This window comes from Candidatus Omnitrophota bacterium (assembly GCA_028715415.1).
Lineage (GTDB): Bacteria > Omnitrophota > Gorgyraeia > Gygaellales > Profunditerraquicolaceae > JAQURX01.
Map to the genome: position 1 here is coordinate 174228 of JAQURX010000001.1, position 15738 is coordinate 189965.

The following is a 15738-nucleotide window of genomic DNA, read 5'->3' on the forward strand; positions in this document are numbered from 1 at the left end:
CATGCAAGGGCTTTTATGTTATAAATTTTAAAAATGGACAAGAAAGAGATATACGAACATTTAGCGAAAATCTATTTAGACGCCTCCGCAAAGAAGAAGAAAAAAATAAAAACCTTTCCAAAATTCTTTACGCATATAATTGTGGTGGTTGTCGTTATTGTATTCGCTTCTAGTTTATTTTCCCTCAAGTTTTTCTTAAAAAAGAAACCAAATAAAACTGAAATTGCTTTAATTGTGCTTCCAGAAGCGACAAAAATCAATTTCCATTTCAATCCGGCCAAGAAAGAAGTATTAAACATTAGTTTAAATAAGTTAAATTTATCACGTTATAATAGTTTAGTTTTTTCAGTTAAGAATACAAATTATCGTGATAAGATTTCTCTTAGGGTTGAGTTTTCAAATTCATTTAAAGAAAAATCGGAAATTTATTTTAAAGAGATTCCTCATAAGTGGCAGGAATATAGGATTAATCTTGCTCAATTCAAAGGGGTGAATGATTGGACTGAGATGTCCGATTTATCTTTTTGTGTGGAAGAATGGAATGTTCTAGAAAAAAAAGGTGTTGTTTTTATAGATAATGTAAGATTCGTGAAATAATAACAAGGGAGGGTTTGATATGCGCATTATTTCTGTTGCAAATCAAAAAGGTGGTTGTGGTAAGACTACCACGGCAATAAATTTAGCCGCTTCGTTATCAGCTAATAACAGAAAAGTTTTATTGGTGGACCTCGATCCTCAGGCGCATGCTACTTGTGGGCTTAATATTAAATTTTATTTAAGTATGTATAATGTTTTATCAAAGATTACCAATAAAAAAGCTAAGCTTGATGATATCATTCAAAAAGTTGATGATAATTTTGATATAGCTCCTTCAAATATTGTCTTAAGTACGCTTGAGCAGGAATTAGCAGGCGAGATTGGAAGGGAGTTACGGCTTTGGGAGACTTTAAACAATCTTAAGACTGATTATGATTATATTATAATTGATTGCCCTCCAAACCTTGGAATCTTGACAATAAACGCAATTCGTGCATCAGGAGAGATAATCATACCGGTTGAGGCAAGTAGGTTCTCGTTAGAGGGAGTTGACCAGTTGGCTAGTATTGTTGATTTGGTCAGAGATAGGCTTTCTCATGAGGTAAAAACGAGGATTTTGGTAACTAATTTTGACTCAAGGCTGCGCCATTCGTTTACAATGCTTGATAAGATTAAGGTGGCATTTAAGGGTAAACTTTTTAGCAATATTGTCCATGTTAACGTAAAATTAAAGGAAGCTCAAAATGACGGTGCCCATATTTTTAAATATGATAAATATTGCAGAGGCGCAAAAGATTATTTTAGCTTGGGCAGGGAAATAATTACTCAAGAGAAAGCTACTAGTGTTTCTTTGGTGCTAGAAAAGAAAATGAACGAACTTTTAAAAGAAAATCTTCCAAGTTTGATTGAAGTCGGGTTTTCCGTGAATGCCCCAGAAGCAAAAGAAGTGCATATAGTTGGAGAATTCAATAATTGGAAAATTGATGAAGAAAGCAAGATGGTTAATGATGGCGGTGCTTGGAGAAAAAAGTTGAATTTGGGCAAAGGTAAATACCGTTATCGTTTTGTAGTTGATGGCGCTTGGATTGAAGATACCAGTAATCCACTAAAAGAGCTTAACCCATACGGAACCGAAGATTCTTTGATTGAGGTTACGAATAATAATATTAAATAGAGTTTAGTCTTGCATGGGTGATTCTGACAACCAGAGAGAAAAAGATTTAAAAGAAGGAAGGTTTTTTGCTATTATCTCATACATGAGTTTTTTGTGTGTAATAAGCCTTCTATTAAAAAAAGAGAATAAATTTGTTCTTTTTCATGCAAAACAAGGATTGGCGCTTTTTGTTCTTGAGGTGGCAAGCTTTATCCTTTCAGTTATACCTATTTTTAATTGGCTCATAGGTAGTATTGGCTTTGCAATTTTTATGCTTATGTCCTTATGGGGGATTTATGGAGTTCTAAAGGGGCGCTGTAACCGCATAATTTTAGTCTCAAATATTGCAGAGAAAATTGTACTTTAGGATAAGCGCTTTGCGGGAGGTGTGAAATGGTAGTAAAAAAGAAAACAAAGAAAAAGGTTAAAATTACAAAAAGAAAAACATCTAAGGCAAAACTTGCTAAGAAAGTTGTTAAGAAGAAGCCTTCTGTTAAACCAAAGCTGAAGAAGTCAAAGGTTGTAATTAAAAAGAAGAATTCGCAAGGCAGCTTGATTGGCGTAATAACGCATTATTTCCCGCATGTAAGGGCTGCAGTTGTTAAGATGAAGGCTCAGTTAGCTGCAGGAGATTCGATAAAAATAAAAGGGCATACTACAGATTTTACGCAAGTAGCATCTTCTTTGCAGATAGATCGTTTACCAATTCAATTAGCTAAAAAAGGCGATGAAATAGGCCTTTTGGTTGAATCAAGAGTCAGAAGTGGAGATTTGGTTTATAAAGTTTAGCATTATTCTTAAAAGAGAGGGGGAAGAATGAGACTTTCAGAGATTGAAAAGAAAGCAAGTAATTTAGGCATAAAAGATTACCGTAAACTCTCCAAGAAAGATTTAATTAAAGCTATCCAGAAAAAAGAAGGAAATTTTGATTGTTTTGGTAGTGCTAAAAAAAGTTGCAGCCAGACAGCTTGCTGTTGGATTAGTGATTGCGTAAAATAAAGCTTAAGCGTAAAAAAAGGATAAATAATGAAATATAGGTGTCAAATTTGCGAAAGAGATATTGATGATTTTGTAAGCATTGCTCATGCAAAGGCAGAAGAGTATTTAATTGAGTTGATTAGGCGCGATCACCCTGAATGGAAAGAAACCGGTCAAAACTGCCACAAATGCGTTGAGTATTACCGAAAGCTCGTTAAAGAAACTGAGATTTAATTTTTTTTAAGGCCTGATTTTTTTTCAGGCCTTTAAAATTGGCTATTTTTGGGTAAGTACTCATAATAACTAGGGCGTTAAATGTAAGTAGATTTAAGTAAAAGAAAGGTATTATAAGTATGCAGCAGCGAGGAAGGCCTAAGAAGTATAGGATAGTGAGATTGGACCCAAGAATAAGTCAATTTAGCCCAAGGGGCCGCCCGGGAAGGCCTGATGAGATTAACTTGACTATGGATGAGTTTGAGGCAATAAGGCTTGCTGATTATATGGGAATTAGCCAAAAAGAGGCGTCAAAGTCCATGAGAATATCCCAGCAGACCTTTAGCCGGGTATTAAAAAAAGCAAGGAAATTAGTCGCAAATTTTTTAATTAACGGCACTATAATTAAAATACAAGGCGGCCAATATGTAATTAGTTCCCGTGATGATTTACTCAAAGATTATGATTCAAGGTAAAGAAGCCCACCAAAAAGCCACCAAAGTAAGAAGTACTTAATCCTTAAATACCCGAATTGGTACCAGAAATGAATATAAAACAACTTCCTATAATATATCTTATGTTAACTTGAGTATAGGTGAAAGATTGAATTTAACCCTTTTGCTTATATGTGGTTATGGTAATCCGATTTTTAGCTGTGGAAAACCCGTTTTCCATTTACTTATGCTTACTTATTATATTCTTGCCTTACATTCTACTGAAGAAACATGAAAATATATAATTAGATTTACTCTGGATTTGTGCTCTTACATTTTCCTGGTGAAAGCGGTTATTGCAGGATAGATTAAGTTATCGCCATAGCGGTTGTTTATCTTATCAACGGCTTTTATAAGCGCTTCCCTTCTTTGATCCTCTTTGAATAAAAAGGTATAATTCTGTTCTTGAAGCTTACTGCAATTTACCCCTATCGCTCTTATTTTTGGCTTATTTTGGGCTGTTTTATCCATGATTTTTAGGCATCTTTCGCAGATTACACATCCATCATTGGTAGCTTCTTGATAGGTTTTTTGGGCCCCAAAATTGCCTATTTCTGGGCCATTTAGCCAAAGATGCACAGTTGAGGCTGTTAGATTACTGCTTCTTAAGCGCTCTGCAACCATCTCGGATAAAAGCCTGATCCAAGCTTTTATAAATACCGGGTTTTGTGAGGCCATGGGAAACGTATATGAATGGCTTATTGATTTAGGTTTTGGCTCATTGCTTAAGTCAAAATGCCCATTTGAGTGCAGTGATCCGTAAATGTTAAGGCCGTATTGGCCCAATCTTTCTTTTAAGAAGCTTGGGTTTTTCTGGTATAAATCAAGGCAGGTTTTAATGCCTGATTCATATAATGCTTGCCCAATTTTTCCTCCCATTCCGCAGAGTTTATTAATTGTAGTTTTATCTAGGATAAGGTTTAAATTTTCTTCGGTTAGTATAGTTATGCCTTTTGGTTTTTTTATTTTTGAGGCAAGTTTTGCCAGTATCCAGTTTTTTGCTATACCTATTGAAGCTGTGATGTTAAAGTTCTTAAATATTTCTTCTTGAATTTCTTCGGCTACGGTTCTCAAATCAGGTGTGTTAGGGATGTCTATTTGAAATTCATCAATTGAGGCATAGTTAACTGCAAATCCATATTCTTTGAGTAATTCTAAAATTTGCGTGGATGTCCAGATATACTTTGACTGGTCTGCTGCTACAAATTCTAAGTTTGGGCATATTTTAAAAGCTTCAGCTGAGGTCATTCCTGAAGAAATTCCGTATGCTTTGGCTTCATAGCTTGCAGCGCAAACTACAGTATGCATTTTGTTTCCACGCGAACCTACAATCAGGGGTTTATTTTTTAATTTAGGATTAATTGCCTGCTCAATAGATGCAAAAAAAGCATCCATATCAATATGAATAATCATGTTTTTAATGTAATATTTTATTAATTCGCCAGCCGAATGTGGTATTGTTGAAGGAAATTTGGTAGGTATCTAGTGCTGTGGTTACGGAAAAATAAATTATTGTTTCTTTGCCGGATTTTTCCTGCCAGGTGAAATTAGTTTTTTCAATCTCATATTGTTTTTTGTTCCATATGAATGTGTGCGGATAAATTTTAGCGTTTCTAAACCAGCTTAAGACTTCAATTTTTTCGTCTAAAGCATCTGTATTGGTATTGTAATCTGTTTGCGGGATATTTCTATCCCAGCGTGCCTTTGGGCTAAATCCGGATGGTATTTCCATGGGCGCAAGCTCTAGTATTTTCTTATTACGGTGATTAATTTCCCGATTACAGTAAAATCTTTGCGTATGGGCTCGTAATTTTTGTTTGCAGGTTCCAGGTATATTCCTTTAGTATTATTAATAAGCCTTTTTAGGGTTACTTCATTGTTTTCTAAAAGTGCTGCGATAATATCTCCATTTTCAGCATCAGGTTTCTTTTTAATAATTGCAAAGTCTCCTTGGATTATTCCTGCATCAATCATGCTGTCGCCAGTTACTTTTAAGGCAAAAACATCATCATAACTTAAGCGTCCAAGAAATAAATCGTTTGGATCAATATAGCCTTGTATATCTTCGTAGGCTACGTTGGGTTTACCTGCAGCTATGGAGCCTAATATAGGAATTTTCCCAAAGTTGCTATTAGTTAATTCAATGCCGCGTGATTTAAGATTTGTGCGTTTAAGGTAGCCTTTGTTTTCCAAAACAGCTAAATAATCTCTTACTGTCCCGGTTGAAGAAAAATCTAAGGCTTTGGCAATTTCCCTTATTGTTGGCGGAAGGCGCTTCTGGATTCTTTGTTGAATGAAGTTTAGGACTTTTTGTTGTTTAGGGGTAAGTTCTTCCATGGGTAGGAATATACCACACATTTGTGTGGTCTGTCAAGGGTTTTCTTAAAATAATAACCCCTCTCCCCTGCCGTATTTTTTACTTGGATTTAGTTAAATCAATCATTTTTACCTTGCCATGAATGGTAGAGGAGGCCGGATATGTCAGGGTAGCTAGTTTTTCGGTAGCCCCCCTTATGCGTTCACAGTTATCTTTTATGGCTGTAAGCTTAGTTTTTATTTCTTCGGTAGTTTTATCTAAGTCAAGCTCTAAAAGTTCAAGGTTGCCTCTTATAACAAAAAGCGGGTTGTTAATTTCATGGCTTAATGCCAGGGTGGTCTGTACTACAGTAGTTAATTTATTCTTTTCTATCACATCTTGCATCATGGACCAGAATAGTTTTTTTCCAACAAAAATACCCAGCATAAAGATTATTACCGTAGTAAACATTATGTACCCAACTTCTCCGGAGAATATCTTAAATGATGCAACCTTATTTACAAGAAGATAAACACATACCAAGAGCGGTATTATGCCGGTTAGGCATATTGAAGTAGTAAATTCATTTTTTTTCTTATTTATAAGTTCTTTTGTTTCCATTTAAAGCCTCCTGTGCAGGGGGGATAAGTGGTGTTATTTTTCCCAATTATTTACATCGTCTTCATTGCCTTCAGTGGCATCTTTTCCTGATGAATATAAATCATAATCTTTTCTGTTGGTGCCCGGGCTTTTGTAATGATAAGGATTACCCCATGGGTCAAGCGGCTTTTTCTCTAAATATGGGCCTTTCCAGTTTTTTGCCGAAGAGGGCGCGGTTATAAGAGCTTCAAGCCCCTCTTCTGTGGTTGGGAAAGCGCCGTTATCTAGTTCATACATCTTAAGCGCAGTAGCTATGTTAAGCTCGACATCAGCTTTGGCAACTCCTTTTCTTGCTTCTTCGGATCTGCCTGTTAACCTCGGCACGACCATTGCTGCTAAAACACCTATAATAATGACTACTAACATCAGCTCTACCAGGGTAAAAGCTTTTCTTTTTAACATTTTTTCCTCCATTGTCACTTTAGTATTCAATCCAATTCCTGATCTTTCCTTTATCATCAAGGGTTATCTCGTATTTCATTGTTGAGTTATCTAAGATCTTGCCATCTGCTTTAATGGTAAAACTACTGGATTTTACATCGATAGTGCTGTTTCCAACCAAGCTTGCCAGTAGAAGTTCTTCTTCGGTTGAGAGACTGCTGAATGAATTTAATTTGCTAATTACCTCAGAGGTGTTTTCAAAGAAATTGTCGTCTTTGGTTGCCTCTTTGTTATCTGGACCATTACGGAATTCAATTATTGTTTTAGCCAAGCTATCGCTTAGCCCTAAGGCTTTTAATGCTTCTGTGCCAGCAGTGTTGATGTTAACTTTTCCATTACCATATATTGTAATACTATTCTTACAGGAATCAAAAACTTTTTCCTCGAAATCTTCAATATTCAAAAGTTCTTCTTTCACTCTTAATGGCTGTTTTGACCTGTAGGCAATTATTGATTCAGCTAGCTTTTGGCTGGCCGCATCGGATAAATCAGAGGTGTTTTGTAATAGCCTTTCAATTATGTTTTGGCTGGCAGAATTCATATTAATTTTGCTTTCTTCGTCAACCAATACATAAGTTAACTTTCCTTTGCCAATTGCTATCTCTTTTTCTTCTCTTAGATTGTACAGATTGTCGTAAGCATGCTGAGTTTTTTCACCTTTTGCTTCTTTGTGATTTGCCATGTAGACGCAAGCAGCAAGTGCAAGATGCCTCGGCAGTATCCTGCCTTCTGTGCGGCGCGCTAATCTGATCTGAGTTGATATTATGTTGTATAATCCGAGAGATAGTATTAGAAAGAAAGCTAGTACCCAGATTGAGACAACAAGGATGCTTCCCGAATTATGATATCGGTATTGGGATTGTTTTGGTGAATTCTTTATCATTGTATTTAGCGGTAATTTTTAGCGCAAGAAACATTCCATTTTCTGGCTTCCAGCTTTCTGACCAGATGAAGGTTTTTTTAGCCTTATCGTAGGATAAACAACTTACTGAAAAGCTTGTCATGTCCATGATTTTTTCTTCCAAGCCTTCTTTCTCGCTATCCTTACTGATATCTTTTAAATCAATTTGGCTGCGCATTAGAGCTTTTGAATTTTCGTCAAATCTATATAATATTTTGACAATTTTATTATTTATAATTGAAGGGAATGAAAATCCGCTAATGCTTCCGGAGTCTTGAGTTTCAGGATTAACAGCAAAACCGATCTCTTTTATATCAACGCTTTGTTGTAATTCTTTTGATATCTTTTCAAAAACAAGGATTGCTTCATTATAGTCTTTACTTAAATCCTGCGCACGCCTCCATATTTTTACTCCTGAAACAAAACTTGTCGCAATGCCTGTTCCGATAATTGCGAAAATTACTGTTACAACTAAAGTTTCAACGAGAGTGAAGCCTTTGTGCCTCATATTATTTGCTCGCTTTTTTGCTTAAAAGGTATGTTCCTAAAGAAGCATCCTTTTTATTATTTCCTTGTTCCCATGAAACGCTGATTTGAAAATCAGTTATATTTTCTTCCAGTTCTTGAGCATTCCAGTTTAAATCCCCAATGCCCTCGTCTTTTGCTTGCGTTTGTTTTTCCGTTAAGAGCCCAAGTATATCCTGGTCTGAGGAATCAAATCCGTCTTTTGCCTGAGACCTTTTTTCTACTTCCGAGAGGACATTGTCAATGAATTCTACTTTTTGAACAATGCTATTAGAATAATCAAGTGCGGAAACAGCGCTTAGTAATGAACGCGCAATTCCTACCAGGCCGATTGCCAATATGCAGGTCGCTACCATAAGCTCAACCAATGTAAAAGCTTTTTTCATAAAATTTTAATTTGGAATAATCAGGCTAACGGTAATATCAATCCTTAGGGTTGTTGCTTGTTCGTCTCTTGAAGAAATCGACAATTTGTCGAGTTTTATAAGAAGATTGCTATTTTGAATTCTGTTCAGGAATCCGAGCAGTTGTTCAGTATTTCCTTCAAGCCGAAGGTCGGCGCTACATTTATTATATTCTGGATTCTGTTCAAATTTATCTTGTGGCGCAAGGTTTAAAACTGAGATTCCCGATTCTTGGGTTATTTTTTCAATTTCTCTTAATAATTTCGCGACTATATCCCTTTCCTGAGTTTCAAAAGTAAGATACTTGCTATATGTTTGGTATTCCTGGGCAATTTTGTCCTTATTTTTCTGTATGCTTATTCCTTTTTTCGCTATCGCTTCTTCTAATTTAATTTTCTTATTTAATTCAGCAATCTTTGTTCGAAAGCCTGATAGGACGATTTTATCTATAAAAAAGAATGCCAATAGGCAAACAACGAAACCAAATATTATTTTCTCTCTTTTTTTAAATTTAATCATTTGTTAGGTAGTTTAAATGCAATTTCAAAATCCGTTATTTCTTTGTCTTTAACCCTTCTCTTCCTGGTGTATTTAGTCTGTACGTCGCTAAAATAATTTGATTTTTCCAGTAAGTTGATAAACCTGAACACGTCGGATAATTGGAACGCCTGTCCTCGTAGGGTTATTGTGTTTTTGTCATCAATCCCGATAAAATTAAGCGCGATTTCTTCGGGGACTACTTTTAGCAGTTGGTTCATTATGAATAACGGTTTCTTGCGTTCAGATAGATAATTTTTGATAACTTCTGTTTTTTTGGCTTGATTTATTAATTCCTTGGCTTCTTTGTCAATAACTCCCAGAAGTACGTCTATTCTATTAAGATAAGTCTGTTGGTTATAGATTTTTCCTAAGAATATCGCGCACACTATGCTAAATAAGTAAATTAAACTTATGCCTAAAACAAGCATTTCTTTTGTTTTTTCTCTTAAGGTTTTCTTGATTTGAATCTCAGGGAGGATGAAGGTAAGCCCATGGATCCCCTTATCTATGCAAACCTCTGATATGGAAGTCATAGATACATCTGTAGGAATTTCGATTTTCTTTGTTTTGGAGAGTTCTTCAAAGTAATGGACAGGCGAAGATTTTACCGGGATATCTATCTCTTTTTCAATTACTTTGTTCAGTTCATTAATTATACTTGCTCCGGTTAAGAATATTTTAGCCGGTTTCTTATTAGCCTCTTCATTATAGAATATAAGCAGCGATTGTTTAATCTCTCCTAAGAGTTTCATAAGCCCTATATCATCTTTTGCTGCGATTGGATTTGCTCCTACGGGTATATTTCTTGAGAAGAGTAAGCCTTGTTTCGAGAAAACCAGGAAATCTGTATATGCAGAATCAATATCAAGGATTGCGTAGAAGTCGGTTTGATTTATTTCTGCCTTGTGGTTATCTAAAATCCATTGCAAGCTTTGATAGGAACTAAGCGCTATATTATCAGTGAAAAGCCCAGCTTTATCTAATACATTGGTTTGGCGCCTTAAAGCGTCAATTTGGATTATTGCTAAAATCACCTTTGAGTAACCCATTTCATCAACGCCGGATAGTTTGTAAGAGAAAATTATTTCTTCTCTTTTGTAAGGGACGACTCTTGCGATATGCAGCTCTATCATCTGAGATATCTCTTGAGGGTTTTGAGAAGGTAAGTGTAAATTTCTCACGGTTACAAAATCGCGAGGAATAGCGATAGAGACTGTGTTTGCTTTTATCTTTTCTTGCCTGATAATCCCTGAGATTCTGCTTGCTATCTGTTCGTCGGTAAGGGCACTTATAGATTCAACGATGCAGTTGGTAACAGTGGTTTGAGTTGCCAATGATTTCGTAGCAATGATTTTAAGGTACTGTTTATTGATTTCTATTGCGACAGATGTGCTCATATTAGTGCACCATTTGCGTAATTTGGAATGTTGGAAGTAATATGGCTAAAACGATTGTCCCTAGGATAACCCCCATTACCAGAATCATTAAAGGCTCAATTAGAGAAGTAATAAGCGCGATATCGGCTTCAATTTCCCGATTATAGGAATTATAAATTTCATCAAGCACGTCACTTAGCGTCCCTGATTCTTCTCCTACTGCAATCATCTTTGTAAAGAATTTCGGTAAGCTGGTGTAGTTCTCGGCACTTTTAGAAATCGTTTGTCCGGAAGCCACCTCTTTACAGACTTTTTTAAGCTCATCCTTTAAGGCTGGGTCTGAAATTGTAGGGATTGATACTTCTAATGATTTAAGTGCAGGGACTCCGCTTTTAATTAATAATCCGAAAGCACGCGAAAAATATGCAAGGTCTTGGTTCCTGCTTAATCTTTTAATGATAGGTAACTTAGTCCTTATCTTTACTAATATGTTAATAAAAGTAGAAGTTCCTTTTTTAAAATAGATATACAATATTACAGCGGCTATTATGCCGGCAATAATATACCAGGTTTTATTAGAGAAGGCGCTTATTTGAAGGATTATTTTTGTAATGAGCGGCAGGTCTTTCCCAAGCCCTTCAAAAAGCGGTTTAAGTTTTGGTATGACAAAGTTTATAAGGATAAATATACTGGAAAGCCCAACCAGCATTAATAGTATTGGATACGCTAAAGCTACTCTTATTTTAGTCCTTAGGTTGTCCTCTCTTGTTAGAAAATCGCTTATCTGTTCAAGGGCGAAATCAAGCTTTCCACTTGCCTCCCCTGCTCTTATTAGATTGATAAAAAGAGTTGAAAATATATTGGGGAATTTTGCAAGTGAATCGGAGAAAGTTTTGCCTTCTTTTGTTGCGTTATAGATTTCATGGATTACTTCTCTAAAACGTTGGTTGTCGGCTTGCTCATAAATAATCCTTAAGCTGGAAAGTAACTCAACACGGGCTCTTATCAGGGTAGTTAGCTTCAGGGTAAATTGCAGGATTTCTTTAGAAGAAATTTTCTTGTTGATGATGACTTTCGCTTTTTTTGTTTTTGAAGTTCCTGCATCAGCTGCTGTAGTATGTTCTGAAATTGAAATAGGGAAAAGCCCTTGGGAGGTTAATTTATTTACGGCATCATCCCTGTTTATTGCTTCAATATGTCCATCAACAGTTTGATGCAATCCCTTTTTTGCTTTATAGATAAATTTTGGCATTATTCTATGATTCTACAATTCTTAAGACTTCTTCAGGAGTAGTAACCCCTTGTTTAATTTTTTCAATACCAGCATCAAGCAGGGTTCTAAACCCAAGCTCTTTTGCTTTCTTTTTAATCTGGGCAGCCGATGCTTTATTAATGATTAATTCCTGGATTTCGTTAGTCATCATAAAAATTTCATATATAGCTGTCCTGCCTTTAAACCCAATAAAATTGCAATTTTCACATCCCTTTCCGTGGAATATTTTAATTCCTTTTAAGAAATCAGGCAATGGTCCGGGGTCTTTGAATTCTTCTTTACAGGATGGGCAAATAATTCGTACAAGCCTTTGTGATATGAAAGCATTTACTGATGAAGCTACTAAGTAAGGTTCAATTCCAATGTCCAAAAGCCTTGTTGCCCCGCTTGCAGAATCATTGGTATGCAGGGTTGAGAAAATAAGATGCCCCGTTAAAGAGGTCCTGATTGAAAGCTCAGCTGTTTCAAGGTCTCTTACCTCTCCAACCATCATTATGTCGGGGTCATGCCGCAGGATACTGCGTAATGCGGTTGCGAATGTTAAGCCAATCTCTGGCCTGACTTGAATCTGCATAACTCCCGGAAGCTCGTATTCAATAGGATCTTCAATAGTAATAATTTTTACGGCATCTTTGTTAAGTTTACTAAGGCAGGTGTAGAGCGTTGTAGTCTTTCCGCTTCCCGTAGGCCCAGTTAGAAAAATGATTCCATGCGGTTTTTTCATCAAAATGTCAAATTTATTTTGATCTTCTGGCTCAAGGCCAAGATCGTCCATATTGAATAGTAAATGCACCGGTAGTATTCTTATGACGACATTTTCTCCGTATAGTGAAGGGATAATAGATATTCTTAAATCAACCTGTTTATCTTGGACTTTTACGATTGCCCGGCCGTCTTGGGGAAGCCTTTTTTCTACTACATTTAAGTTTGAAAGTATCTTTATGCGTGAGACTACCGCTGTCTGTAAGTATTTTAGTTGTTCCGGTATGCGCATATCGTAAAGAACGCCGTCAATGCGGTATCTAACTCTTACTTTATCGCGGAAAGGCTCAATATGAATGTCGCTTGCGCGGGCTGAGATTGATTCAGATAATATTTGGTTTACAAGTTTAATTACTGAAGCGTCCTGTGCGGTTTTTTCGAGTTCTTCAACAGCTTCTTCTTTTGCTTGTGCGGTTTTTTGCTCTTGCATTGCGCTCTTGTCTTGAGTCAAGATTTCTTCAATAGTCTCAGCACCCAATCCATAATAGCGCCTTATTGAATCAAGGATTTCTTTTTCTGAAACAAGGACTCTTTCTATGTCAAAGCCAAGATGAAGTTTTAAATCTTCCATTGGCCAGACTGCCAAAGGATCAGAAATTGCTATAGTTAGAAGATTATTTTTTAATTTAAGCGGCATAAATTTGTAATGCCAAACGAATTTAACGGGAACGGCTTTTATTACTTCAGGAGGAACTTTGGTATCTTTTAATGTTGGATAAAAGATTAGCCCAAGTTGTTCTGCGAGTGCTTCTAATAATTGAGACTGGCTTATGTAGCTTAAACGGATAAGCGTTTTTCCAATAATTTCTCCGCTACGCTTGCTTTCTTTAAGCGCTGAGTCAAGCTGTTCTTTTGTAATTAATCCTTTTTGGACTAAGATTTCTCCTATCTTCATTTTTCTTTCCTCGCATCTTCGATGGAGCCAATCATATAAAATTTATCATCTGGGACTGTGTCTACCCTTCCCGAGATTATCTGTTCACACCCGTTAATTGCTTCTTCCAGGGTAACATAAACTCCTTTTTGGCCGGTGTATAATTCTCCTGTAAAAAACGGCTGAGTAAGGAAATTTTGAAGCTTCCCGGCACGGTCAAAAATAATACGTTCGTTCTTTGATAATTCTTCTTTGCCGATGATTGAAACAATCCTTTGCAGGTCCTGGTATTTTTGGAAATGCCGCATTATTTCTTGAGCAAGTTCAAAGTGCCTTTTTCCTACAACAGCAGGATCAATAAAACCGCTTGATGACTGCAATGGGTCAATTGCCGGATAAAGCCCGCGTTGGACATAATCTCTTGAAAGAACAACAGTTGAACCTAAGTGGGAGAAGATTGCTACAACAGCAGGGTCAGTAAGGTCATCTGCCGGTACATAGATTGCTTCAACAGAAGTAATGGAAGCGCCTCCTGCTTGAGATCTGATTCTTTCATGGAATTCACTGATTTCGCTGGTTAGCGTTGGTTGATAGCCTGTTTCTGAGGGAATTCTTCCTAAGAGCGCTGAAAGCTCAGCTCCTGCCTGTGCGAAACGAAAGACATTATCAATAAAAAACAAAACTTCATTTCCTTTTTCAAGATAGTGTTCTGCTATGGCAACTCCGGTATGCGCTGCTTCAAAACGAGCGCCGGGAGATTCATCCATCTGGCCAAAAACCATTATTGAACGCCTAAGAAGTTCTGTCCTTTCAAATTCATAATAAAGCTCGTTACCTTCCCTGATACGTTCTCCAACTCCGCTAAAAACGCAGGTTCCTTCGCGTTTGGTGATAACATTATGGATAATTTCAAGAATCAGGATTGTTTTGCCAAGGCCGGCACCTCCTAAGATCCCGGTTTTAGAACCTTTGACAAGAGGAGTTAGCAAGTCAATAGCTTTAATGCCGGTTTCCATGATTTCAAATTCCAGTTTGCTGTTTTCGTCAATCTCGATGTTTCTTTTTGAATCTTTAAAGTTATGAGTTGCGATAAAGTCTTTGCATTCAAGAGGCCCTTTCCTGTCTATTGGCTGGCCTAAGACATTTAAAACTCTCCCATAAAGGCTGTCTCCAACAGGGACAGTTAGGTTTTTACCCGAAGCAATACCCGCGGAGTTTCTTTTGATGCCATAAGTAGGATTAAGCGCAATACATCTGCAGATATTCCCTTGCCTGTGTTCTACTACCTCTAAAACAATTTCTTTATCATCAAAAGTTTTTGTTTTAATTACTTCGTAAATTGCAGGAAGAGATTCTTTATCAAATTGTACGTCTACAACTGAACCGGAAACCGAGATTATTTTCCCTTTTTTTTCGCTCATTCTGCCTTTTGCCTTCCAAGTAGAATTTTGGAGGCGGAAATCTCTCTGATAATCTTATCTTTTAATGCGTGAATCTGGCGAAAATATTCTAAAGAAAGCTTATGCGTTAAAAAGTTTAATTCCTGAGTACTGCCTTCAAGATGCATGATTCTTGCGGCAAATTCCGATTGTTTTGCCGACCAGAAAATATCCTGTAGCTTGTATCCGCTCCATAAATCAATTACAGCTTCCAATACCCATCTATTATCAGGCTCAATTAAGACTTCATCAAGAAATATTTTTGAAAACTGCGCTTTCAGTGCTACATCGTCATTATTTAAATGTACTTCGGGAGTCCAGGGCAGGAATTTCATGGCTGTTACTCTTTGTAGCGTCAAGCTGACGAATTCCGGATAGACAATAATAATTCTGCCAATGTTTTTCCGATAACCATTTAATAGGTAATCTCTAACCTTAGTAACTTCTTCATATCTGACCTGATCAGTTACTCCGGGGAAGAATATAAATTTTTGATTTAAGTCTTCTAGGTATCTGGCGCCTCTTTCCCCAAGCACAACTATCTCATCATTCGGAGAATGTTTTTGATCCATTGTTTTATTGATAAGTAAGGTATTAAGCCCTCCTAAAAATCCTTCATCACTTGTAACTACCACGATTGTGCTTTTTAACTCTTTTCGTTCAAGCAGATACGGGTGCTTTACTTTCTTTTCCAGAAGAATTTTTATGCAAAGATTTATTTCTTTGGAGAATGTTTCATTAAATTTTTCTTTTTGCTGAAGCGTCCGGAATTGTATAGTTGCGGCAGTCTTTAAGACATCAATAATGTCGCCTAGCGTGCGTGAAACTTCAAAATCTTGCCTTAATTGTACTAAAGGTCTCATTTATTTTTT

The 15738-nt window shown here is 36.6% G+C and carries 21 protein-coding genes; 7 read left to right on the forward strand and 14 right to left on the reverse strand.

From position 1 onward, the window contains the following. Nucleotides 1-33: 33 nt before the first annotated feature. The 7 genes from PHO70_00795 (at nucleotide 34) to PHO70_00825 (ending at nucleotide 3357) form a co-directional block, all read left to right on the forward strand. The gene (locus tag PHO70_00795) at nucleotides 34-597 is read left to right on the forward strand and encodes a hypothetical protein (protein MDD5431516.1); all 564 of its coding nucleotides are present in this window, start codon (nucleotides 34-36) and stop codon (nucleotides 595-597) included. 19 nt (nucleotides 598-616) lie between these two features. Continuing rightward, the gene (locus PHO70_00800; protein MDD5431517.1) at nucleotides 617-1711 is read left to right on the forward strand and encodes an AAA family ATPase; all 1095 of its coding nucleotides are present in this window, start codon (nucleotides 617-619) and stop codon (nucleotides 1709-1711) included. Between the two features lie 13 nt (nucleotides 1712-1724). Beyond that, complete coding sequence (locus PHO70_00805; protein ID MDD5431518.1) at nucleotides 1725-2057, forward strand: hypothetical protein; 333 nt, start codon at nucleotides 1725-1727, stop codon at nucleotides 2055-2057. 26 nt (nucleotides 2058-2083) lie between these two features. Then, the gene (locus PHO70_00810; protein ID MDD5431519.1) at nucleotides 2084-2479 is read left to right on the forward strand and encodes a hypothetical protein; all 396 of its coding nucleotides are present in this window, start codon (nucleotides 2084-2086) and stop codon (nucleotides 2477-2479) included. Nucleotides 2480-2506: 27 nt separating this feature from the next. Continuing rightward, entirely contained in the window at nucleotides 2507-2689 is a 183-nt protein-coding gene (locus PHO70_00815; GenBank protein ID MDD5431520.1) for a Rho termination factor N-terminal domain-containing protein, read from the forward strand. Nucleotides 2690-2716: 27 nt separating this feature from the next. Continuing rightward, a complete protein-coding gene (locus PHO70_00820; protein ID MDD5431521.1) occupies nucleotides 2717-2902 on the forward strand; it encodes a hypothetical protein in 186 nt (61 codons plus the stop codon). A 119-nt stretch (nucleotides 2903-3021) separates the two neighbouring features. Continuing rightward, nucleotides 3022-3357: a DUF134 domain-containing protein gene (locus PHO70_00825; protein MDD5431522.1), complete on the forward strand. Its 336-nt coding sequence runs from the start codon at nucleotides 3022-3024 to the stop codon at nucleotides 3355-3357. A gap of 288 nt (nucleotides 3358-3645) precedes the next feature. Here the strand turns inward: PHO70_00825 and PHO70_00830 are convergent, their stop codons facing one another. The 14 genes from PHO70_00830 to PHO70_00895 form a co-directional block, all read right to left on the reverse strand. Then, entirely contained in the window at nucleotides 3646-4788 is a 1143-nt protein-coding gene (locus PHO70_00830; GenBank protein MDD5431523.1) for a DNA polymerase IV, read from the reverse strand. A 4-nt stretch (nucleotides 4789-4792) separates the two neighbouring features. Further along, nucleotides 4793-5107 (reverse strand): hypothetical protein, encoded by a 315-nt coding sequence (locus PHO70_00835; protein MDD5431524.1) that lies wholly within the window; start codon nucleotides 5105-5107, stop codon nucleotides 4793-4795. A gap of 11 nt (nucleotides 5108-5118) precedes the next feature. Continuing rightward, nucleotides 5119-5712: a transcriptional repressor LexA gene (gene lexA, locus PHO70_00840; GenBank protein MDD5431525.1), complete on the reverse strand. Its 594-nt coding sequence runs from the start codon at nucleotides 5710-5712 to the stop codon at nucleotides 5119-5121. A 79-nt stretch (nucleotides 5713-5791) separates the two neighbouring features. Continuing rightward, entirely contained in the window at nucleotides 5792-6292 is a 501-nt protein-coding gene (locus tag PHO70_00845; GenBank protein ID MDD5431526.1) for a histidine kinase dimerization/phospho-acceptor domain-containing protein, read from the reverse strand. A 33-nt stretch (nucleotides 6293-6325) separates the two neighbouring features. After that, nucleotides 6326-6733: a type II secretion system major pseudopilin GspG gene (gene gspG, locus PHO70_00850; protein MDD5431527.1), complete on the reverse strand. Its 408-nt coding sequence runs from the start codon at nucleotides 6731-6733 to the stop codon at nucleotides 6326-6328. Nucleotides 6734-6752: 19 nt separating this feature from the next. Then, entirely contained in the window at nucleotides 6753-7454 is a 702-nt protein-coding gene (locus tag PHO70_00855) for a helix-hairpin-helix domain-containing protein (protein MDD5431528.1), read from the reverse strand. A gap of 157 nt (nucleotides 7455-7611) precedes the next feature. Next, the gene (locus PHO70_00860; protein ID MDD5431529.1) at nucleotides 7612-8181 is read right to left on the reverse strand and encodes a type II secretion system protein; all 570 of its coding nucleotides are present in this window, start codon (nucleotides 8179-8181) and stop codon (nucleotides 7612-7614) included. Between the two features lies 1 nt (nucleotide 8182). Next, on the reverse strand, nucleotides 8183-8584 hold the full coding sequence (locus PHO70_00865; protein MDD5431530.1) for a prepilin-type N-terminal cleavage/methylation domain-containing protein: 402 nt from the start codon (nucleotides 8582-8584) through the stop codon (nucleotides 8183-8185). Between the two features lie 6 nt (nucleotides 8585-8590). Further along, on the reverse strand, nucleotides 8591-9121 hold the full coding sequence (pilO, locus tag PHO70_00870; protein MDD5431531.1) for a type 4a pilus biogenesis protein PilO: 531 nt from the start codon (nucleotides 9119-9121) through the stop codon (nucleotides 8591-8593). Next, on the reverse strand, nucleotides 9118-10539 hold the full coding sequence (gene pilM / locus PHO70_00875; protein MDD5431532.1) for a pilus assembly protein PilM: 1422 nt from the start codon (nucleotides 10537-10539) through the stop codon (nucleotides 9118-9120). The genes pilO and pilM overlap by 4 nt, the downstream gene beginning before the upstream one ends. A gap of 1 nt (nucleotide 10540) precedes the next feature. Then, entirely contained in the window at nucleotides 10541-11770 is a 1230-nt protein-coding gene (locus tag PHO70_00880; GenBank protein MDD5431533.1) for a type II secretion system F family protein, read from the reverse strand. Nucleotides 11771-11774: 4 nt separating this feature from the next. Then, nucleotides 11775-13448 (reverse strand): GspE/PulE family protein, encoded by a 1674-nt coding sequence (locus PHO70_00885; protein MDD5431534.1) that lies wholly within the window; start codon nucleotides 13446-13448, stop codon nucleotides 11775-11777. Further along, nucleotides 13445-14848, reverse strand: a complete 1404-nt coding sequence (atpD, locus tag PHO70_00890) for a F0F1 ATP synthase subunit beta (protein MDD5431535.1) — start codon at nucleotides 14846-14848, stop codon at nucleotides 13445-13447. The genes PHO70_00885 and atpD overlap by 4 nt, the downstream gene beginning before the upstream one ends. Further along, nucleotides 14845-15729 (reverse strand): F0F1 ATP synthase subunit gamma, encoded by an 885-nt coding sequence (locus PHO70_00895; GenBank protein ID MDD5431536.1) that lies wholly within the window; start codon nucleotides 15727-15729, stop codon nucleotides 14845-14847. Before PHO70_00895 ends, atpD begins: the two co-directional genes overlap by 4 nt. Nucleotides 15730-15738 lie beyond the last annotated feature (9 nt).